General features: G+C 43.9%; 16 protein-coding genes. 8 read left to right on the top strand and 8 right to left on the bottom strand.

Annotated features, from left to right (window positions below):
- The 6 genes from NWP22_RS15320 to NWP22_RS15345 form a co-directional block, all read left to right on the top strand.
- A partial coding sequence (locus NWP22_RS15320) for a glycosyltransferase family 2 protein (protein ID WP_280802075.1) occupies nt 1–647 on the top strand: 647 nt, incomplete at its 5' end.
- A gap of 135 nt (nt 648–782) precedes the next feature.
- Nucleotides 783–1,565, top strand: coding sequence for a 30S ribosomal protein S2 (rpsB, locus tag NWP22_RS15325; protein ID WP_271732125.1), 783 nt, complete (start codon nt 783–785; stop codon nt 1,563–1,565).
- Between the two features lie 238 nt (nt 1,566–1,803).
- Entirely contained in the window at nt 1,804–2,748 is a 945-nt protein-coding gene (gene tsf / locus NWP22_RS15330) for a translation elongation factor Ts (protein ID WP_271732126.1), read from the top strand.
- Nucleotides 2,749–2,897: 149 nt separating this feature from the next.
- Nucleotides 2,898–3,758, top strand: coding sequence for a hypothetical protein (locus NWP22_RS15335; protein ID WP_280802076.1), 861 nt, complete (start codon nt 2,898–2,900; stop codon nt 3,756–3,758).
- Between the two features lie 40 nt (nt 3,759–3,798).
- The gene (recG, locus tag NWP22_RS15340; RefSeq protein WP_271732128.1) at nt 3,799–6,297 is read left to right on the top strand and encodes an ATP-dependent DNA helicase RecG; all 2,499 of its coding nucleotides are present in this window, start codon (nt 3,799–3,801) and stop codon (nt 6,295–6,297) included.
- A gap of 444 nt (nt 6,298–6,741) precedes the next feature.
- Entirely contained in the window at nt 6,742–7,536 is a 795-nt protein-coding gene (locus NWP22_RS15345; RefSeq protein ID WP_271732129.1) for an LmeA family phospholipid-binding protein, read from the top strand.
- A 79-nt stretch (nt 7,537–7,615) separates the two neighbouring features.
- On the opposite strand, the gene NWP22_RS15350 is transcribed toward NWP22_RS15345, so the two are convergent.
- From NWP22_RS15350 to NWP22_RS15370, 5 genes are all read right to left on the bottom strand, one after another.
- Nucleotides 7,616–8,995, bottom strand: coding sequence for a UDP-glucose dehydrogenase family protein (locus NWP22_RS15350; RefSeq protein ID WP_271732130.1), 1,380 nt, complete (start codon nt 8,993–8,995; stop codon nt 7,616–7,618).
- Nucleotides 8,996–9,152: 157 nt separating this feature from the next.
- Nucleotides 9,153–10,088, bottom strand: coding sequence for a UDP-glucuronic acid decarboxylase family protein (locus NWP22_RS15355; RefSeq protein ID WP_280791390.1), 936 nt, complete (start codon nt 10,086–10,088; stop codon nt 9,153–9,155).
- 351 nt (nt 10,089–10,439) lie between these two features.
- Nucleotides 10,440–12,659 (bottom strand): cation:proton antiporter domain-containing protein, encoded by a 2,220-nt coding sequence (locus NWP22_RS15360; protein WP_280802077.1) that lies wholly within the window; start codon nt 12,657–12,659, stop codon nt 10,440–10,442.
- 741 nt (nt 12,660–13,400) lie between these two features.
- A complete protein-coding gene (locus NWP22_RS15365; protein WP_271733132.1) occupies nt 13,401–14,057 on the bottom strand; it encodes an HAS-barrel domain-containing protein in 657 nt (218 codons plus the stop codon).
- Between the two features lie 10 nt (nt 14,058–14,067).
- A complete protein-coding gene (locus tag NWP22_RS15370; protein ID WP_271733133.1) occupies nt 14,068–14,259 on the bottom strand; it encodes an NAD(P)H dehydrogenase subunit NdhS in 192 nt (63 codons plus the stop codon).
- 320 nt (nt 14,260–14,579) lie between these two features.
- On the opposite strand from NWP22_RS15370, the gene NWP22_RS15375 reads away from it, so the two are divergent.
- Nucleotides 14,580–15,494 carry an alpha/beta fold hydrolase gene (locus NWP22_RS15375; RefSeq protein ID WP_271733130.1) on the top strand — a complete coding sequence of 305 codons (915 nt, stop codon included), beginning with the start codon at nt 14,580–14,582 and terminating at the stop codon, nt 15,492–15,494.
- Between the two features lie 172 nt (nt 15,495–15,666).
- Nucleotides 15,667–16,665 (top strand): serine/threonine protein kinase, encoded by a 999-nt coding sequence (locus tag NWP22_RS15380; RefSeq protein WP_271733128.1) that lies wholly within the window; start codon nt 15,667–15,669, stop codon nt 16,663–16,665.
- Here NWP22_RS15380 and rimM read toward each other — a convergent pair.
- The 3 genes from rimM to NWP22_RS15395 form a co-directional block, all read right to left on the bottom strand.
- Nucleotides 16,655–17,281 carry a ribosome maturation factor RimM gene (rimM, locus tag NWP22_RS15385; protein WP_271733125.1) on the bottom strand — a complete coding sequence of 209 codons (627 nt, stop codon included), beginning with the start codon at nt 17,279–17,281 and terminating at the stop codon, nt 16,655–16,657. The two genes, NWP22_RS15380 and rimM, sit on opposite strands and share 11 nt — an antisense overlap.
- A gap of 3 nt (nt 17,282–17,284) precedes the next feature.
- Complete coding sequence (locus NWP22_RS15390; protein ID WP_271733124.1) at nt 17,285–18,568, bottom strand: valine--pyruvate transaminase; 1,284 nt, start codon at nt 18,566–18,568, stop codon at nt 17,285–17,287.
- A gap of 106 nt (nt 18,569–18,674) precedes the next feature.
- The coding region (locus NWP22_RS15395) for an HNH endonuclease (protein ID WP_280802078.1) at nt 18,675–18,914 on the bottom strand (240 nt) is incomplete at its 5' end.

An 18,914-nucleotide genomic window follows, 5' to 3' on the forward strand; every position in this document is an offset into this window, starting at 1 on the left:
CCCATGGGGAGGCGCTGGTGCAGGGGCGCAAAAAACTAGGAAGCGATCGGGAAAGGCTACAGGAAGCAGATCGCTTTTTTACATATGGTGCAGTAATTAATACTTGCAATTTCCATGAACCCACGGCTGAACCCTATAAAATCACAGATTTTTCTGCGGCTTTTTTTGCTACAGGTAACGTAGCCATCCCCAAGCATTGGCTAGAGAAGGCGGGAATGTTCGATAATAGCTTCCAACTGTATGGTTGGGAAGACTTAGAATTAGGTGTGAGACTAAAAAAACTGGGGCTAAAACTAATTAAATGTCCAGCAGCAGTGGGCTATCATTGGCATCCACCATTTAACTTAGAACAAATTCCCCGTTTGATTGACCAAGAAATTCAACGCGGACGCATGGGAGTTTTATTTTATCAAAAGCATCCCTGTTGGGAAGTGCGAATGATGATTCAAATGACCTGGTTACATCGTTTACTGTGGGGTGTTCTCTCCCTGAATGGCTTACTGAATGAGCGGACTATGGCGCCTTTGTTGCGGTGGCTAATTAACTTAGGTAAACCCCAGTTAGCCTTGGAAGTTGCCCGAATTTTCCTTAATTGGTACAACGTCAAGGGAGTTTATGCTGCTTACGCCCAAGTCAGAAACCAGTAAAATTGAGTTGAAATAGTACATTTATTGTGATATGCTCGGAGGGTTGTCTAAACTCGCACATCCAGTAATTCGGGTGTTTCCTCACCGGGGAAATACTACTGGGTGGAGGTTTAACCCGAATAGGAGTAAAAAAATATGCCAGTAGTTTCATTGGCTCAAATGATGGAGTCAGGGGTACATTTTGGGCATCAAACCCGGCGTTGGAACCCAAAAATGTCTCCCTACATTTATACTTCTCGCAATGGCGTACACATCATTGACTTGGTGCAAACTGCCCAGTTGATGGAAGATGCTTATAGCTATATGCGATCGCAGTCTGAACAAGGTAAGAAATTCCTGTTTGTGGGGACAAAACGCCAAGCAGCCGGAATCGTTGCCCAAGAAGCGGCACGTTGTGGCTCTTTCTACATTAATCAGCGTTGGTTGGGTGGAATGCTGACCAATTGGGCGACCATCAAAACCAGAGCAGACCGTCTCAAAGATTTGGAACGCCGGGAAGAAAACGGCGCTCTAGATTTACTACCCAAAAAAGAAGCTTCTATGTTACGTCGCGAGATGGTGAAGCTTCAGAAATACCTGGGTGGGATTAAGAACATGCGGAAAGTACCCGATGTGGTGGTGATTGTAGACCAACGGCGGGAATATAATGCAGTTCAAGAATGCCAAAAACTGGGACTGCCTATTGTGTCTATGTTAGATACAAACTGCGACCCAGACGTAGTAGATATTCCCATACCAGCTAACGATGATGCCATCAGATCAATTAAACTGATAGTTGGCAAATTGGCGGATGCAATTTATGAAGGTCGTCACGGTCAGCTAGAAACTGACGAATACGAAGATTATGATGCTTCTGAGTATGACGAGGAGTACGAGGAGTACGAAGATGCTGACTCCACCTCTGACGACGAGGAATAATCATCATCAATCAGCATCTGGCGTTGCTGAGTGTTCAAAGGGGAAGAAACAAGTATGAGAATAAGTATATTATGATTCCCCCTCCTCTCTTGAGGGGAGGGGGTGACGGGGGTGGGGTTCTGATTTCACCATCTCTATCAGATTTCACAGCTTTTTCTTCCCCAGCCCTGAGTAAGATAGAAATACTCAACACCCGTGAGCGATAACAACTCAAGGTAAAGTTAGGAATTAAGGCAACATGGCGGAAATATCGGCAAAACTTGTCCAAGAGCTACGCCAAAAAACTGGTGCAGGCATGATGGACTGCAAAAAAGCCCTCAAGGAAAATGAAGGCGACATAGAAAAATCTATAGAATGGCTGCGACAAAAAGGCATTGCTTCGGCAGGGAAAAAAAGCGATCGCATTGCGGCAGAAGGTCTAGTAGAGACCTACATTCAACCCGGTGGTGAGGTTGGTGTACTCATAGAAGTTAACTGCCAAACCGATTTCGTCGCCCGTAACGAAGCGTTTAAAGCTCTCGTGAAAAACCTAGCCCAGCAAGCAGCCACAGCTGATAGTGTAGAGTCTTTATTGACTCAGCCCTATCTTGAAGATCAAAGCGTCACGGTAGACCAGTTTATCAAGCAAACCATTGCCCAGCTTGGTGAAAATATCCAGGTACGTCGCTTTATCAATTTTGCCATCCCAGAAGGTAAAGAAGGTATCGTAGACAGCTACATTCACACTGGTGGTCGAGTTGGGGTTTTAGTAGAGCTTAACGCCGAAACTGATTCAGCAGCTAAAAATGAAGAGTTTCAAACATTGGCGAAGAATGCTGCTATGCAAGTGGCTGCTTGTCCCAATGTTGAGTATGTTAGCATCGAGGAAATCCCAGCGGAAATTGCTCAAAAGGAAAAGGCGATTGAAATGGGGCGGGATGATTTGGCTAATAAGCCGGATAACATCAAAGAGAAAATTGTTCAAGGTCGCATTGAGAAACGCCTGAAAGAAATGACTTTGTTGGATCAGCCTTTCATTCGCGACCAGGGTATTTCTGTGGAAGACTTGGTAAAACAAGTTAAAGGCAAAGTAGGGGAACCTATTAAGGTGAGTCGCTTTGTGCGCTACATCCTGGGTGAAGGTATTGAGAAGCAAGAAAGTAATTTTGCCGAAGAAGTTGCTGCACAAATGGGTGCTAAGTAATTTTACCGGTGGTTATGAGTTATTTTGATAACTCTTTGGTTGTGTAATAACAGGTCAGTGATAATTAACTGGCCTGTGTTTTTTTGGGGTAGTGGTGGGTTGGCGAAGTTAGCGGATTGACCTACGGTACACAGATAAGTAAGGAAGATATGACCAGAGCAATTGAGCTAATTGAACGGGATATTACAGCTTTACAAGAGGCTATCCGGGCGATCGCCAGGTCGCTCCAAAATGCTTATGCTAGTTATTGTCATAGTTTGGGGACAGCTTGCACCAAGCAGTTGATTTTGGCAAGTTACTATCTATGTACTCAAGGGTATCCCGAAAAGTTTCTCAATTTATCCCTGAATCAGCGCCAAAAGTTGCAGCAAGGTATCCGCAATTTGGGTACCCAAGGTGCAGAGTTATTAAGTTCTTATCTCCAAGCTCAAGGGATAAGCTCTGATCAAGTAGATGAGGAAGTCAGGGAGATGTTATCTGAGTCATCAGACTTACCTATGAGCAATGTAACTAAAAAAAATTCCCCGCCTGACTTATCCAACCCCATGGAAATATTAGAATGGCAAGAGAGCATAGAAGAATTCATCCAAGGTGTACTGAAAAATATCTCCCGTGAGACAAATCTTTTATTACAAAAATTTTCTATTATAACCGAAAAAATACCGGAACCTCTTTTAGAAGCAGCAGCGGCGGTTATGGAACCAAATGCCACGCTATCGCTATCAGAAGCATCTGTTCAGGTTATACCAGGGCTACCCAACCTGTTAAACTTGGTGGTGGAAATTGAAAATGAACAAAGTCCGGAAAACTCAAAACTCACACAGGTTATGGCGATTAATCTCCGATTGGCAGAAATGGAATTTGCTGATACAAAACTTTCATCTGATCGTAAACAAATTCGCCATATTCTAGTTCAACTTCAGAGCGTAGGACGAGATTATCAAAAAAAGCAACGGGAGCGCTCAGTTGCTCAAGCTGAGTCTGCATGGCGCGCGAGTTGGCTTGAGTAGAGATATTCCCATTTACCCCATTCCCCATGACCAGTGACCAATGACCAATGACCAACCAGATTGGGTAAGATTGCAGAAAGCCTTGGCAATAGAAGCAGACCAGGGCTTTACAGACTTGATGGGCAAACAATACCGCTTCAGTGAATTTCTGTGCTTGACTTTTGGGAAATTCCCCACAGTTTCGCCCTCTACGCAACAAACTACCACGCTATGGCGATCAGAACGTAGCCGTTGGGAAGAACTAGCGGCGAGGTTTGCTAATTATCCCCATCTGGACTTAGAGGAAAGACAGCACTTAGTGGCTGAAACTCGCCGGTATCTCTACCAACTACAGCAAGAACCAAAGGAAACTACCACACAGCCACAGCAGAAATACCAAAGCCAAAATCCTCAACCTAAAACCCCAATTGTAGCAGAGGTGTCTCGGCGGTTAGCGCCTAAGATTGACCAAAAACTCAGTGATTTACCAGAAATAGGCATCCGCAATGCTGAAAAATTGGCAGCCCTGAATTTGTACACGGTGCGTGATTTACTTTACTACTATCCCCGTGACCACATTGACTATGGTCGTCAGGTGAATATCCGAGACTTACAAGGGGGTGAAACAGTCACCATAATTGCCAGCGTCAAGCGTTGTAACTGTTTTACTAGCCCCAAAAATAAGAAATTATCCATTTTAGAATTAGTCCTCAAGGATCAGACAGGCGAAATTAAAATTAGTCGCTTTGCTGCTGGTGCGCGTTTTGCTAGTCGCGGTTGGCAAGAAGGTTTAAAACGCCGCTACCCTGTGGGTAGTATTTTGGCGGCTTGCGGGTTGGTGAAGGAAAGTAAATATGGTTTGACTCTGGATAACCCAGAACTGGAAGTATTAGCACATCCTGGGGATACCATTGATTCTCTTACTATTGGTCGGGTAGTGCCCATTTATCCTCTCACTGAGGGTGTGGTGGCCAATACTGTCAGACAGGCGGTTAGGGCTGCTTTGCCTGCTGTGGTTAATCTGAAAGACCCTTTACCTAAGGGGTTACGGGAAAAGTATGGTTTAATGGAGTTGAAGGATGCGATCGCTAATATCCATTTTCCTGATGAGAGTGCCAGTTTACAAGTTGCCCGTCGTCGTCTAGTTTTTGATGAATTTTTCTACCTGCAACTGGGCTTACTACAACGTCAGCAGCAAGCTAAGGCTATCCAAACTAGTGCTATTATCGCCCCTAAAGGTCAGCTAATTGAGAAGTTCTCGGAAATTTTGCCTTTTCAACTCACAGGGGCGCAGCAACGGGTAATTAATGATATTCTCAAGGATTTACAACAATCCACACCCATGAATCGTTTAGTACAGGGGGATGTGGGTTCGGGTAAAACTGTGGTGGCGGTAATTGCTATCTTGGCGGCGATTCAGTCTGGCTATCAAGCTGCGTTAATGGCTCCTACGGAGGTTTTAGCAGAACAGCATTATCGTAAGTTAGTTAGCTGGTTTAACTTGTTGCATTTACCAGTAGAATTACTCACAGGTTCCACTAAAATTCCTAAACGCCGGGAAATTCACTCGCAGCTAGGAACCGGTGAATTACCTCTGTTGGTGGGTACTCACGCCTTAATTCAAGATACTGTTAACTTCCAGCACCTGGGGCTGGTGGTAATTGATGAACAGCACCGTTTTGGGGTGAAACAAAGGGCGCTGTTACAGCAAAAAGGTGAGCAACCCCATGTGTTAACTATGACGGCGACCCCCATTCCTCGGACTTTGGCGTTAACTATACATGGGGATATGAATGTTAGTCAGATTGATGAGTTACCACCGGGACGGCAAAAAATTCAGACTACTGTATTAACGGGTCAACAACGCCGCCAAGCTTATGATTTAATCCGCAGGGAAGTTGCCCAAGGAAGACAGGTGTATATAGTTTTACCACTTGTGGAAGAGTCGGAAAAGTTAGATTTGCGTTCGGCGGTGGAGGAGCATCAAAAGTTACAGGAAACTGTTTTCCCAGAGTTTCAGGTGGGATTGTTGCATGGTCGCATGAGTGCGGCACAAAAGGAGGCAGCAATTACTAAATTCCGCGATCGCCAAACCCAGATTTTAGTTTCTACCACCGTTGTAGAAGTGGGTGTCGATGTCCCTAATGCAACCGTTATGCTCATAGAAAATGCCGAGAGATTTGGCTTGTCACAACTGCACCAATTACGGGGGCGTGTGGGTCGGGGGGCGGCGAAGTCTTTTTGTTTGTTAATGAGTAGTTCTCGCAGTCCTGATGCTCAACAACGGTTAAAGGTGTTGGAACAGTCCCAAGATGGCTTTTTTATCGCGGAGATGGATATGCGGTTACGCGGACCGGGGGAAGTGCTGGGAACTCGTCAATCTGGTGTAGCAGATTTTACTTTAGCCAGCTTGGTGGAAGATGAGGAGGTTTTACTGTTAGCTAGACAAGCTGCGGAGAAGGTGATAGAAATAGATGTCAATCTGGAGCGTTGGGATCTGATGAAAGCTGAGTTGAAGTATCGCTATGAGCGGTTAATGGGTGGGGCGATTTTAACTTAATTTAGCGACTAACCACGCTATCACTATCATTGGGGGGAAATGTTAGGGTTTTCATCCCACTTGATAAAGCCTTTTTCAGGCTCATGAAGTACACACCAATTCCCTATTCCCTATTCCCTGTTCCCTGTTCCCTGTTCCCTCAAACTAAAAAAAATGTACCTCACGAGCATGGTAAATGCTATAGTTTAATTACTAACAGTATAGTTTGAGTGTTTATAAACACAAGGTTTAAGCTATCATCAAAAACACCTTTACAGTTGAAAATCTTCACAAAACTTCTATGATTCTCCCTCCTCTCTTGAGGGGATGAGGTGAGGGTGTGGGGTTCTTCTTTCACCCCTAACAAGATTACCTAACTAAAGGTAGAAACAATGGGGGATCGCTTGCTGTATTGTTCACAATTTGTTACAAAAGTATAAAGAACTTCTAGAGACCCAAAACTTCATGTTCGGCGGACTTACTGGTTTAAAAGATTCTCAAGGTACAGATTGGGGAGAGCGAATGCTTAACACAGTCGCTAGCCAAACGATTCGCCACTTGTTTACCCAAAGCGAGTCAGTAGAAGTCTTTGTACGCTGCTATCCCTCCAGCAAACTCTTGCAAGGTAGTATTGACAGCTTTAAAATGAGCGGTCGCGGCTTAGTGATTCGCAAAGATTTCTTGGTAGAGGAAATGTCCTTTGAAACGGATGCTGTTGCCATTGACTTCGGCGCGGTTATGAGTGGTAAGCTCAAGCTCAAGCAGCCTACTCAAGCGATCGCTCACGTAGTATTATCAGAAGCTGGCATTAACCAAGCCTTCAATGCCAAACTAGTAACACAGCATCTGGTGAACCTTACCATACCCTCCTTGACGGCAATATCTGGCGGTGAACCGGTAACATTCACTAATATTCAAGTAGAACTGTTGGCAGAAAATCGTCTGCGAATGATGGCTAAGGCAGATTTAAATAATGGGGAACTCATACCCCTATGTATGACCATGGCTGTCGCGGTGGAAAGACGGCGACGGATTTCTTTTAAAGACCCTAAAATTGAACTGGATACAGTACCTGTAGCACAACGAGAAGTGTCCCAAGTATTGGGGATAGCATTCGCAGAAATTTTAGATAATATGGTTGACTTAGATCGCTTTGACCTTGATGGTGTAAAAATGCGGCTGAATCGTTTAGAAACTGAAGGTAAAAAGTTAATCTTTAGTGGATATGCAGAAATAGAACGTATACCTCGTAATCCTTAGTTACACCACCGTTAATTAGCTCCCGGACTTCTTTCATAAATTCCCAACCCTTGAGTATCCATACAGAAGTCCGGGATCTCTATCTTCCCACGCCTATATATTGGAAACCAGCCCTCACCATAGTGTCAGGGTCAAGGAAGTTACGACCATCTATAATTACCGCATGGTTCATTAATTGCGCCATTTTAGCATAATCTAGACTACTGAACTGTTGCCATTCAGTCACCAATACTAAAGCGTCGCAGCCATCAGCTAACCTTTCGGCGTCGGTTTCTACTAGTACACCGGTTAAACCATCACGTATACCTGTTTGGGAAACAATGGGGTCATAGGCTTTGACTTTTGCGCCCAGTCGGTTGAGGTGCTCAATGAGGTTGAGTGCTGGAGCGTCGCGCATATCATCTGTATCTGGCTTGAAGGTCAAACCCAAAAGTCCCACAGTTTTACCTTTGAGGATTTTTAAGGCTTGTTGGAGTTTTTCTAAAGCGATTAAGCGTTGGCGTTCATTTACACTAACAGCAGCTTTCATAATTTGGGCTTCGTAGCCATAATCATCAGCAGTGTGAATCAGTGCGGCCACATCTTTGGGGAAGCAGGAACCACCCCAACCAATACCAGCGTTTAAAAACTTGTGACCAATCCGGGAGTCTAGACCTATGCCTTTTGCTACTTGGGTAACATCAGCACCGACGCGATCGCAGATATTAGCCACTTCGTTAATAAAACTGATTTTGGTAGCTAAAAAGGCGTTAGCAGCGTATTTGATCATTTCTGCCGAACTCAGGTCTGTGGTCAGCACCGGCACAGGAGGTAAATATTTATCCGCAGCGTACTGACGTTCGACAATGGGAATATATAATTCTTGCATTAAAGCGATCGCTCTTTGACTATTACCCCCCAAGACAATGCGATCGGGATTAAAAGTATCATATACTGCCGAACCTTCACGTAAGAACTCTGGATTGCTGACAACATCAAACTCAGGTAATTTCTCCTGGACAGCCAACCCACGGTTGGGTATAAGTGTTTTTTGACGTTCTGCAATACCATCTAAAACAATCATCCGCACCCAGTCACCAGAACCAATGGGTACTGTAGACTTATTGACAATTACCTTATAACCACCGTTGAGATTCGCGCCAATGCTATGAGCGACAGCTTCCACATAACGGGTATCACTTTCACCAGTAGGTAAGGGTGGTGTTCCCACTGCAATAAACAGAATCTCACCATGGGCTACTCCGGCGGCAATATCTGTAGTAAAGTGAATTTTCTCCTCTCGAATAGCAGACTGCATAATTTCCGAGAGTCCCGGTTCAAAAATGGGGGACTGTCCCGATTTCATTAACTTAACTTTTTCTTCATTATTATCGACACAAATTACATCATGGCCGATACGGGCCAAGCAAGCGCCCGTCACCAAACCAACGTAACCAGTACCAATTACGCAAACACGCATTGAGTTTAACTCCTCGTTTTTTGGGGTTAGCCTTGAAAAAAATCGTTAAAATATTACATTAATGTCGGAAGCACCGATAATGCAAAATAACGAATAGGAACATATTTAGCCTACAGGCTAATTAAGCACAACAGTAAATACCGCAAAAAGCTGATATTTAAGTACCGTATTTTATCCGCTCGCAGAAATCTGACACTGTCAGCTTTAACCCCTCTTGCAGCGGGACAGTAGGTGACCAATCTAACAAGGTTTTCGCTTTAGTAATATCAGGCTGGCGACGACGCGGATCATCAGATGGTAAAGGCTCGTAGTGAATTTCCACATCTGGGTTGACCATATTTTGTATAGTTTGCGCCAATTCTAGAATCGTGTATTCCCCAGGGTTACCCAAATTCACCGGACCAACATAGTCACTATTCATTAAGCGGATAAATCCCTCCACCAAGTCGGAAACATAGCAGAAACTCCGAGTTTGGGAACCATCACCATACACAGTTAAAGGAATACCCCGTAAGGCTTGAACAATAAAATTACTGACTACTCGACCATCGTTTTCTAACATTCTCGGACCATAAGTATTGAAAATCCGCACCACGCGAATATCGACTTTATTTTGTCTGTAGTAATCAAATGTTAAAGTTTCAGCAATGCGTTTGCCTTCGTCGTAACATGAACGAATGCCGATGGGATTAACATTACCCCAATACTCTTCTGTTTGGGGATGAACTTCGGGGTCACCATACACTTCGCTGGTTGAGGCTAAAAAGAATCTGGCCTTAACACGTTTAGCTAGTCCCAACATATTTAATGTCCCCATCACATTAGTTTTTACAGTTTTTACCGGGTTGTACTGGTAATGTACTGGAGAAGCTGGACAGGCTAGATGATATATTTGATCGACTTCTAAGCGAATTGGCTCTGTGATATCATGACGAATCACCTCAAAATATGGATTATTCATCCATTTGAGGATATTACTTTTACGACCTGTGTAAAAGTTATCCAAACAAATAACCTCATGGCCTGCTGACATTAATCTGTCAATCAGATGAGAACCAATAAATCCAGCGCCGCCCGTAACCAAAATTCTCATATTTTTACAGAAAGTTTACAAATATTTGTAGTTACCCTGGAACTGAGGATGAAATCATCCGGTTTCCGTGCGCAAATAAATATCGAACCAACAAATGTAACTTTAAAGAAACATTTTTATACAAGAGCAGTATAAACTGAATTTTGTCAATTTTCAACTTTACTGCTGAATAATTCATAGTATAAAGATAGCAAACAGCCCCATCAGATGGTCTGATTGGTCTGATAATTCATCAAATCTTCAATGATCAAATATCACTCTCTTGCCGCCTTCAATGAACGGTTGAGGACACAATCAAAACATCTGCTCATATCAAGTGATTTACCGGAAAAATATAGAGACACCGTTTTTCTATAGGACAGAGGTCGACCGGGAAATCTGGGGCTGTAACACTCCCCCTTGACTCTGTTGTGGTGTTCCCAGCATGACAATAGAGCAGGTAAGTTCTCCAGCTAACTGGCTGGTGACATCACTAATAGCTAACCCTCCGGGACTTGTACGATTTCGTATAAAAGGTAATACTACTAAATCATATAATCGTGCTGCCTGTAAAATCGCTTGGGCAGCATTTTCATGAACGATAATTTGAATTTCTGGGGGAATAGGTACAGCTAGTTGAGATATTAATGAGGCTAGGTGCAATCGCCGGTTGGCGATTTTCTCTGATAGCGATAGCGTGGCGTTAGCCATACTGCTGCGGTTATGAGTCCGCCATAACAGACTGCAATTAAAAGCTGGACGAGTGCATACATTCAGTACGGTAACTATGGCGTTCTGATTAGCCTCAGCCAACATCTGGGCAAATTGTACAGGTGGCAATGATGATGCTGTTAAATCTTCTAAGGGTACTAAGATGCGTTGAATTTTCTTTGGCGAGTCCACCAGACGGGTCACTACTACCGGACAATGACATGACCACAGGACATTATCAATTACATTGCCAAATAAACGCGCTCTCAACCCAGTGCGGTTACCCCAACCCATGATGATTAAATTAGCTTTTTGTTCCCGAGCTGCTCTACTAATACCCGAAGCAAAAGCATCATCAATTCTCAGTAATGGTTCTGCTTTTACTCCCAAGAGTCGACTTTGTGCTCTAGCTTTTGCTAATAACCGCTCACTGCGGCGCAGAGCAGTTTCTAAATGCGGTGCATCCATATTACCGGTAGCAGTAGCAATGGCCAATGGTACAATTTTACCTTGAGCTTGATTTGCTAATAATCCTGCCATTTCAATTAAATACTGCTGAGTATGAGGATTACACACAGGTACAACTATGGTCATACAACTGTGTTTTGCTTCTGTTTTCTCTTTAGATAGAGTTGCGGTTGATGTAGGAACGGGGGTAGAGACTAAGGCTACAGTTGTCTGACTGGTTATCCATGGACCTAAGATCGAGGTAACGATCATTAAAACAAGGACACTGTTTAATACTGCTTCTGAGAGCAACCCAGCCCGATATCCCACTAAAGTGGCTGCTAAAGTTATCCCCATCTGAGGTATTGACAATGACCACATAGTCAATATTTCCCCCCAGTTGTAGCCGTAAAGCAGTTTTGTGAATAAAGCTGCTATGAATTTGCTGCTGATTAAACTGACTACAATCACAAGTGTTAATTCCAGGGTGGTAATACTGGTAATTAAGGCAGTTAAATCAATAATTGAGCCAAAATTAATCAAGAAAATGGGAATAAATAAGACACTACCAATAAATATCACCTTTTCTTTAACTGGCCCCTCACCCAAGGCTGCATTCACCGCCAAACCTGCTAAAAAGGCTCCGACAATTGTTTCCACTCCTATCAATTGAGCACCCAGCGCAGCCAGAAATACACTGAGTAACACAAATAAAAACTGATTACCCTCGTCGTCTCTAAATTGGCGGAAAAATTCTTTACCCAGAATGCTTAAACCAACTACAATGAGGATGGTGTAAATACTCAACCAGATCAACAAGCGCATTAGTGACGCCCAGCTGAATAACTCCGGGTCAGGGGTCGCTATACAAACAGCTAATACCAGTACAGCGCTGAGGTTGGTAAAAGTGGCTGCTCCCACGGTGATACTGACAGCTTCATTATTTATCATCCCCAGACGAGTGATCATGGGATATGCCACAAGGGTATAGGAACCTAATAAGGAGCCGATTAAAATCGAGGTGTTCCATTGAAAATCAAAAATCTGTCCTACCAAGATTCCCATGAGTAGGGGAAAACTAAAGGTAAGGATACCAAACCCTAATGAGCGTTGTTTCTGGCGTTGGAAATGCTTCAGTTCCAGTTCTAAACCAGCTACAAACATCAAGTAAAGTAAGGCAATGTCTGATAAGGGCTTCATAACCCCTGATTCTGTGTGCAAGAGATTCCACCCTGATGGACCGAGTACTAACCCAGATAAGACTAAGCCGATAAATCCTGGTAGTCTCAATCGCTCAAAGAGGATGGGTATAACTAAGATGACCACCAGCAAAACAGCAAAGGTCACAATTGCTTCCTCGCCGATAACCTGAGTAGTTGGTATGGCTACGCCACGCAAGCTATCGGTGAGCAGAACTTGTGATATTAGTTCCATGGATTTAGACTTTAAGGGGTTACGCCGAATTCGTGATTACCTACCAGGCAATCAACTCAAAATGATTAATTAACGTAAAATCCACCCTGGCGAAAAATTCAAAAAACTAAAAGATTATGGTCCGTCCCTATTGGGACACCATTTGTTATTTCCCTACTTTAATATTACAACTGAAGTGGGTGTTTAATAAAGAAGCTCCCACCGGATTAATTGGCGATTCCTCATACATACCATTCCCTATTCAACCTTGCGGTTAATATTAGTCAGGTATGCAATCCTCATTTTGCCCGTTCCCTATCCCCACCCTACGAGTACTTTAAGGGTGGGGACTTCCACGTAATGTTAACTCCAATGATATCTTTGATACTCCCGACGGCTAGAAGCCGGGGGATTCTTGAAGAGTCCACAAATGAACTTTCAATGGTGATCAAAGACACCCTACTGATTCGGCTTAGGTCTAAACCTAGCTTGATCGCTACTTTTCTTAGAATATTAGCTGCAACCTTCGCAACAAGTCAAGCTATATAATATTCTCGGTCGGTAGCGACTTCAGTCGCTACCGACTCATCCCCATGTCTAAACCCACTGGCTCAGGTCTCGTTTTTTGGTCAACCTGCCTTTACTTGGATTTAGGATTTTACTACTTAGCTTTTTATATGTGCGCTTTAACGCTGATACTCACTGGATCACATCTTGACCTTTGGTTACATACTTTGGTTTTTTCAAGTCGTTTTAGGTAATCTAAGGATGGATTTGACTTAAAATAAACCTTAAGCGATCATAATCGTCTTTTAACAAAATACTGAGAGTACGCCCAGCTTTGATCAGCCACTGTCGGTCAGCTTGGCGTAATTGGTAAACATGGCGGATGGCTGCTGCTGTTAATGACTCTACTGGGGCGCTAGTTAGAGAAAGCAATGTCCGTAAAAAATCTAGTTCTTCGGTGAATTTGATGATGGTTTCTGATTCACACAGATAAACAGCTTGATGAATTTGCGGAGGACGGGGTGGTAAATACTGATATAGGCCTTGGTTTAGCCCTAGAGTCCGCGACGAATGCTTAAACCCCACAATAACCGCCCGAAATTCAGTTTTCAACATGGCAAAAATTTGGGGCTGTTCCTCGCGTAAGTCCTGCAAAGACAACCCCAAGGCCACAGCGCGATGTACGGAATCTATGGGAGTGGTGGTAGCAAGATACACCACAGCATAAATCTGATTGCCTGACTCTTCATCCACGGCACAAACCCAACTACCAAAAGGCGGCATGGCGGGAACACTTAAGTCTTCCGCTTCCAAGCACTGGGCAAGAAATTCAGTAGAACTAGTTTCTATCACCTCCGCAATATGCCGGGGCTGGCGATCGCCTGTGGTAAACTGTGGTAGTGGTAGACGCATCTTAGTTCACTTAAACCTTTCTGCCGGCATTGAGTTCTACGGGTTCCAATTCTGATAAGCGAAAGGTAATTAATTTATCCCAGTTACCACCTTCAAACAGCACAGCTACCTTGCCGTCACTGACACGTTGTACAAGTCCTTCGTAGCGATAATAGGTGTCGGCGGGATTTTTAACCCTAACTATTGATCCAGGCAGAATCATCATGTTTACCCTCGCTGGTTTACTGTTTTTGACAATACATTAACGGGAGATTTCTATTCAACTTAGTGAGAGCGTCACCTTTCCCACTAGCTTGCAAAACCCTCAGTGAAACTTCTCCAGGGCTGGTAACCCCAAAGACTGCCATTTATCGTAGCCGATAGCGTGGCGTTAGCCATAAACCACTCACCAGGCCTTACTTGGCACAATTACCTGTCTAGGCTACCTGATTCTAACATATTCTCAGTGGTTTAGGTGGCGTAGCCATGCTTTCAGGGACAATAATTATATATAACAATACTTGATTAATTTTAATAATGACAATGACCGGAACTACACAGCAGCCATCTATGGCTAACGCCACCCCATCGCCATCAGTCACCTTAGAAAAACTTGTTTGGACTTGGCGAGGTCACAAAATTCAATACACCCTCATGGGTACGGGCCGCCCTTTGGTACTGGTTCACGGCTTTGGTGCTTCCATTGGACACTGGCGGAAAAATATCCCGGTTTTAGCTGACGCCGGCTATCGGGTTTTTGCTCTAGATCTTTTGGGTTTTGGTGGTTCTGATAAGGCGATAATCAACTACAGTGTAGAAGTCTGGGTAGAACTACTGAAAGATTTTTGGGAAGCACATATCCAAGAACCTGCTGTATTTATCGGTAACTCTATTGGTGCGCTTTTAAGCTTGATAGTGCTGGCAGAACATCCAGAAATTACGGCGGGTGGTGTTTTAATTAACTCTGCTGGTGGTTTGAGTCATCGTCCCCATGAGTTGAATCCACCTTTGCGCATAGTAATGGCAGCTTTTAATAAATTCGTGCGATCGCCGATCACAGGTAAATTTGTTTATAACCGCATTCGTCAAAAATCCCAAATTCGTCGCACCCTATACCAAGTTTACCGCCACAGGGAAGCTGTAACAGATGAATTAGTAGATATTCTTTATACTCCATCTTGTGACCCAGGGGCGCAAGAAGTTTTCGCCTCCATCCTCACAGCCCCACCTGGTCCTAGTCCAGAGGAACTATTGCCCAACATCCAACGTCCTTTATTAGTAATTTGGGGTGCTGATGATCCTTGGACACCAATTACCGGGGCGAAGATTTATGAACAAGCGCGTGAGAATGGCAAAGAGATCAAAATTATGCCCATTCCTAACGCCGGTCATTGTCCCCACGATGAAGTTCCAGACATTGTTAACGCCCACATTGTCGCTTGGTTGGCGCAAAATTAATAGTTGAGCTATACAGACGCCCAAAAGGCGTCTAGCCGGTGAATAGATGCACAAACTATCTTCTAGTGTGGGTAAGGTGACAAAACTGCGTCAACACCTCTTATTTTTTCTATGGCTTACGCAAGCAGTAGCTGTCGCCCCTTGAGCAAATCAGACGTAGATGGTGTGTGTAATGGAGCTTGATGTACACAATGCAGAAGCAATTCCCCTCACTCATAGTCCTGATTTTTCTCAGCTAGGCTATGAAGTGATCAGAGAACTAGGACGGAACCAGATAGAGGGGCGCATTACTTACCAGGCTCAGGTCTGTAAGTCTCATCAACAGGTGGTAATTAAACAGTTCAGTTTTGCCCATACGAATGCTGATTGGTCAGGTTTAAAAACTTACGAACGGGAAATAGAAATTCTGCAACAACTTGATCATCCTCGTATCCCCCGCTATATAGACTCTTGTGCCACCTCCGATCATTTTTATCTGGTACAGGAGTATAAAAATGCTCCATCTTTGGGGTTAAGACGCAGCTTTCAGCCGGAAGAAGTCAAACAAATAGCCCTATCGGTTTTAGAGATTTTAGTTTATTTGCAGACAAGACCCAACCCAATTATTCATCGGGATATCAAACCAGAAAACATCTTAGTTGATGAGGATCTCAACGCTTACCTAGTGGATTTTGACTTAGCTTGGTTACAGGAGGTGAAAATGCCTCTCACTAGCATTGCTTCTGGAACGCCTGGTTTCATGCCTCCAGAGGAGCAACTTGGTCATCCCCTCACCCAAGCTACAGACCTGTACAGTTTAGGGATAACATTGATTTGCTTACTCAGTGGTACTAGTTCTCTTGAGATTTGTCAATTGATAGACAAGCAGTATGGGTTTAATTGCCGGGAAATACTTCCCCAATTACATCCGCGTTTTCAATCGTGGTTAATGAAACTCGTGAAATTTCAGGGTAGATATCGCTATGCTAGTGCATCTCTGGCTTTAGAAGCACTGCAAGAAATTCCAGTTATTTGTGCTGATCATCACATCGACACTTTGACCAGGTCAATCAAACTCAGACAAAAAACCGCTCTGCTATGCCTAGGGATCACAGGCATACTAGCAGTAGCGACAACAACCTTAATACTTTCCCACAAAATTGAGGTAGCCCAGCAGCTGACTAACGACTAATGGCTAGTTCCAACAAACCAGGAGGGGGAGTAATTTCAATCCGACGGGATGATAAATCTACCACCGGGGCAATCTCTTTGACAAATGGGATCAAAACAGTCTTAAGTGATTTTTCTGATGTTACAGGTTCATTTTGTTGATGCATCTCCACTTGTAATAAATCGTTACCGGCAGAAATTACATCTACCACCTCCCCCACAAGTTCCCCTGATTCTTGCATAAAAACCAACATCCCCAATAAATCGGTGACATGATATTCATCTTCACCTAATTGGGGGCGATCGCTTGCGGGTACTAGTAACATATAATCACGCAGAGCCTCTGCTTGGTTACGATTTTCCACACCCGCCAAAGAAATCACACACAAATTTTTACCTTCTACATAACGTCCCGACAACAACTCCACTGGTTGTGGCTCCTCGTCGCCTGGATGCCATAACCAACGTATTCCCGGAACCTCAAACCGTTCTGGAAAATCCGATTGTGGATAAACCCGCAACTCCCCAGACAAGCCTTGAGGTGCGACGATTTTACCAATTTCCAACCATTCATCAAGATTCGGGACTGAGGTAATTTGATTCTTGGCGGTTTTTGCGCCTGGGCTCTTGGTTTTCATAATTTATGCATTTACTACAGCAGGCTGATACACTTGTGCAGCCACTTGTGCCAAACGTTGCATAGCTATGGCGATTTCCTCATCACTACCTGTTAGACTAATACGTAAACATTGGTGCTTGTGCTGCCATTGTTCCCGCAAACCAGGGAAAAAGCTACTACCTGGAACAACAATTACACCCACTTGCTTGAGTTCCTGGTAAAATTCCCAGTCAGTAATGGGTAAATCCTGGAGCCACAACCAAGCAAATATAGCACCTTCACCGCGATGGAGGAACCAAGGTAAATCTTCGGGCATTGCGGCATCTAGAGTATTTTCTAGCACAGAAAACTTCTTCTGGTAGAAGGGACGAATCACTGCTTCAGCTATTTGGGCTAAAGCACCAGAGTTAATAGCACTAGCGGCTATAGCTTGTCCATACCGTGAGGGATGAATACACAAATTTGTCTGAAAGCACTCTAAGGCTTGAATCATGCTTTCATCGCCAATGGCGATACCTATACGTTCCCCCGGTAATCCCGCCTTGGATAAACTCATGCAATGTAGAATATTCCCACCGAATACGGGTGTCATTTCTGTGAAGTTCAAAGCCGGGAAAGGAGGGGCATAAGCTGAGTCAATTAACACGGGTATATCGTGAGGTGCTGCTAAAGCTGCAATTTTTTTCACTTCATCCTGAGTCAGAACATTACCCGTGGGGTTACAGGGACGAGAGAAGATCACGCAACCGGTACTTTCTGTAATTGACAGTTGGCTGAAATCTGGACGATATTTAAACCTGTGAGCCTCTACATCAATGTCTAAAGTGGGTTTATATGCGATTAAGGCTTCCGGCTCTAAACACACACCGCCATAGCCTGTATAGTCGGGACTGAGGGGCAGAACAATTTGCTTAATATCACCGTTACTTGTGTAACCGCCGAAGGCATTAGCAGCGTAGAAGTAGAGGCTTTGACTACCGGGTGTAATTAAAATATTGCGATCGCTTAAATTTAAACCATATCGGTTGTTAAAGTCATGGGCGATCGCTTCAATTAACGGTGCATACCCTTGACTCGAACCGTAACGACAAACCACTTCCCCATATTCGGAACTAGCTAATAATTCAGCCGTGCAGTCTCGCCATAACTGTTCTACCTCTGGCAAAATCAACGGGTTACCAGCGCTCAAATTAATAAATTCTTGCCCCGCCCCGGCTTTCAAAGTTTCGATAATATCTTTCATAATTGCTCTAACGCCAGTTAGGTTAGACATTTGAGCGCCAATTTTTGTGAGGGCAGGATTCATAAGCTTTGTAAAAATATGGATGAGGTAGAAATGGACAAAATTATTAAGTTCTATGATGGCATCAGGTTTGATTAAACTAAGCCGGTCGGTCACCCAACCGACTCGTCTACAAAACCGTACGTGAGACTTTCACCTCATACGGCTCCTCAGTGATATGGTTCTTGTCATAAATACCTACAAGACTTCCATCACTGGCTGTCTTCTTGTCGTGGCAATGTCTGTGTAATAGTTGTAGATTTTTGTATTCATCCTTACCACCTTTGGAAAGGGGTAAGATGTGGTCTACTTCCATTACATCCCCGTCCCTAAAGTAATGCCCACATTCTGGACATTTACCCTTTTGCCT

The organism is Anabaenopsis tanganyikae CS-531, from assembly GCF_029891675.1.
Classification (GTDB): domain Bacteria; phylum Cyanobacteriota; class Cyanobacteriia; order Cyanobacteriales; family Nostocaceae; genus Anabaenopsis; species Anabaenopsis arnoldii.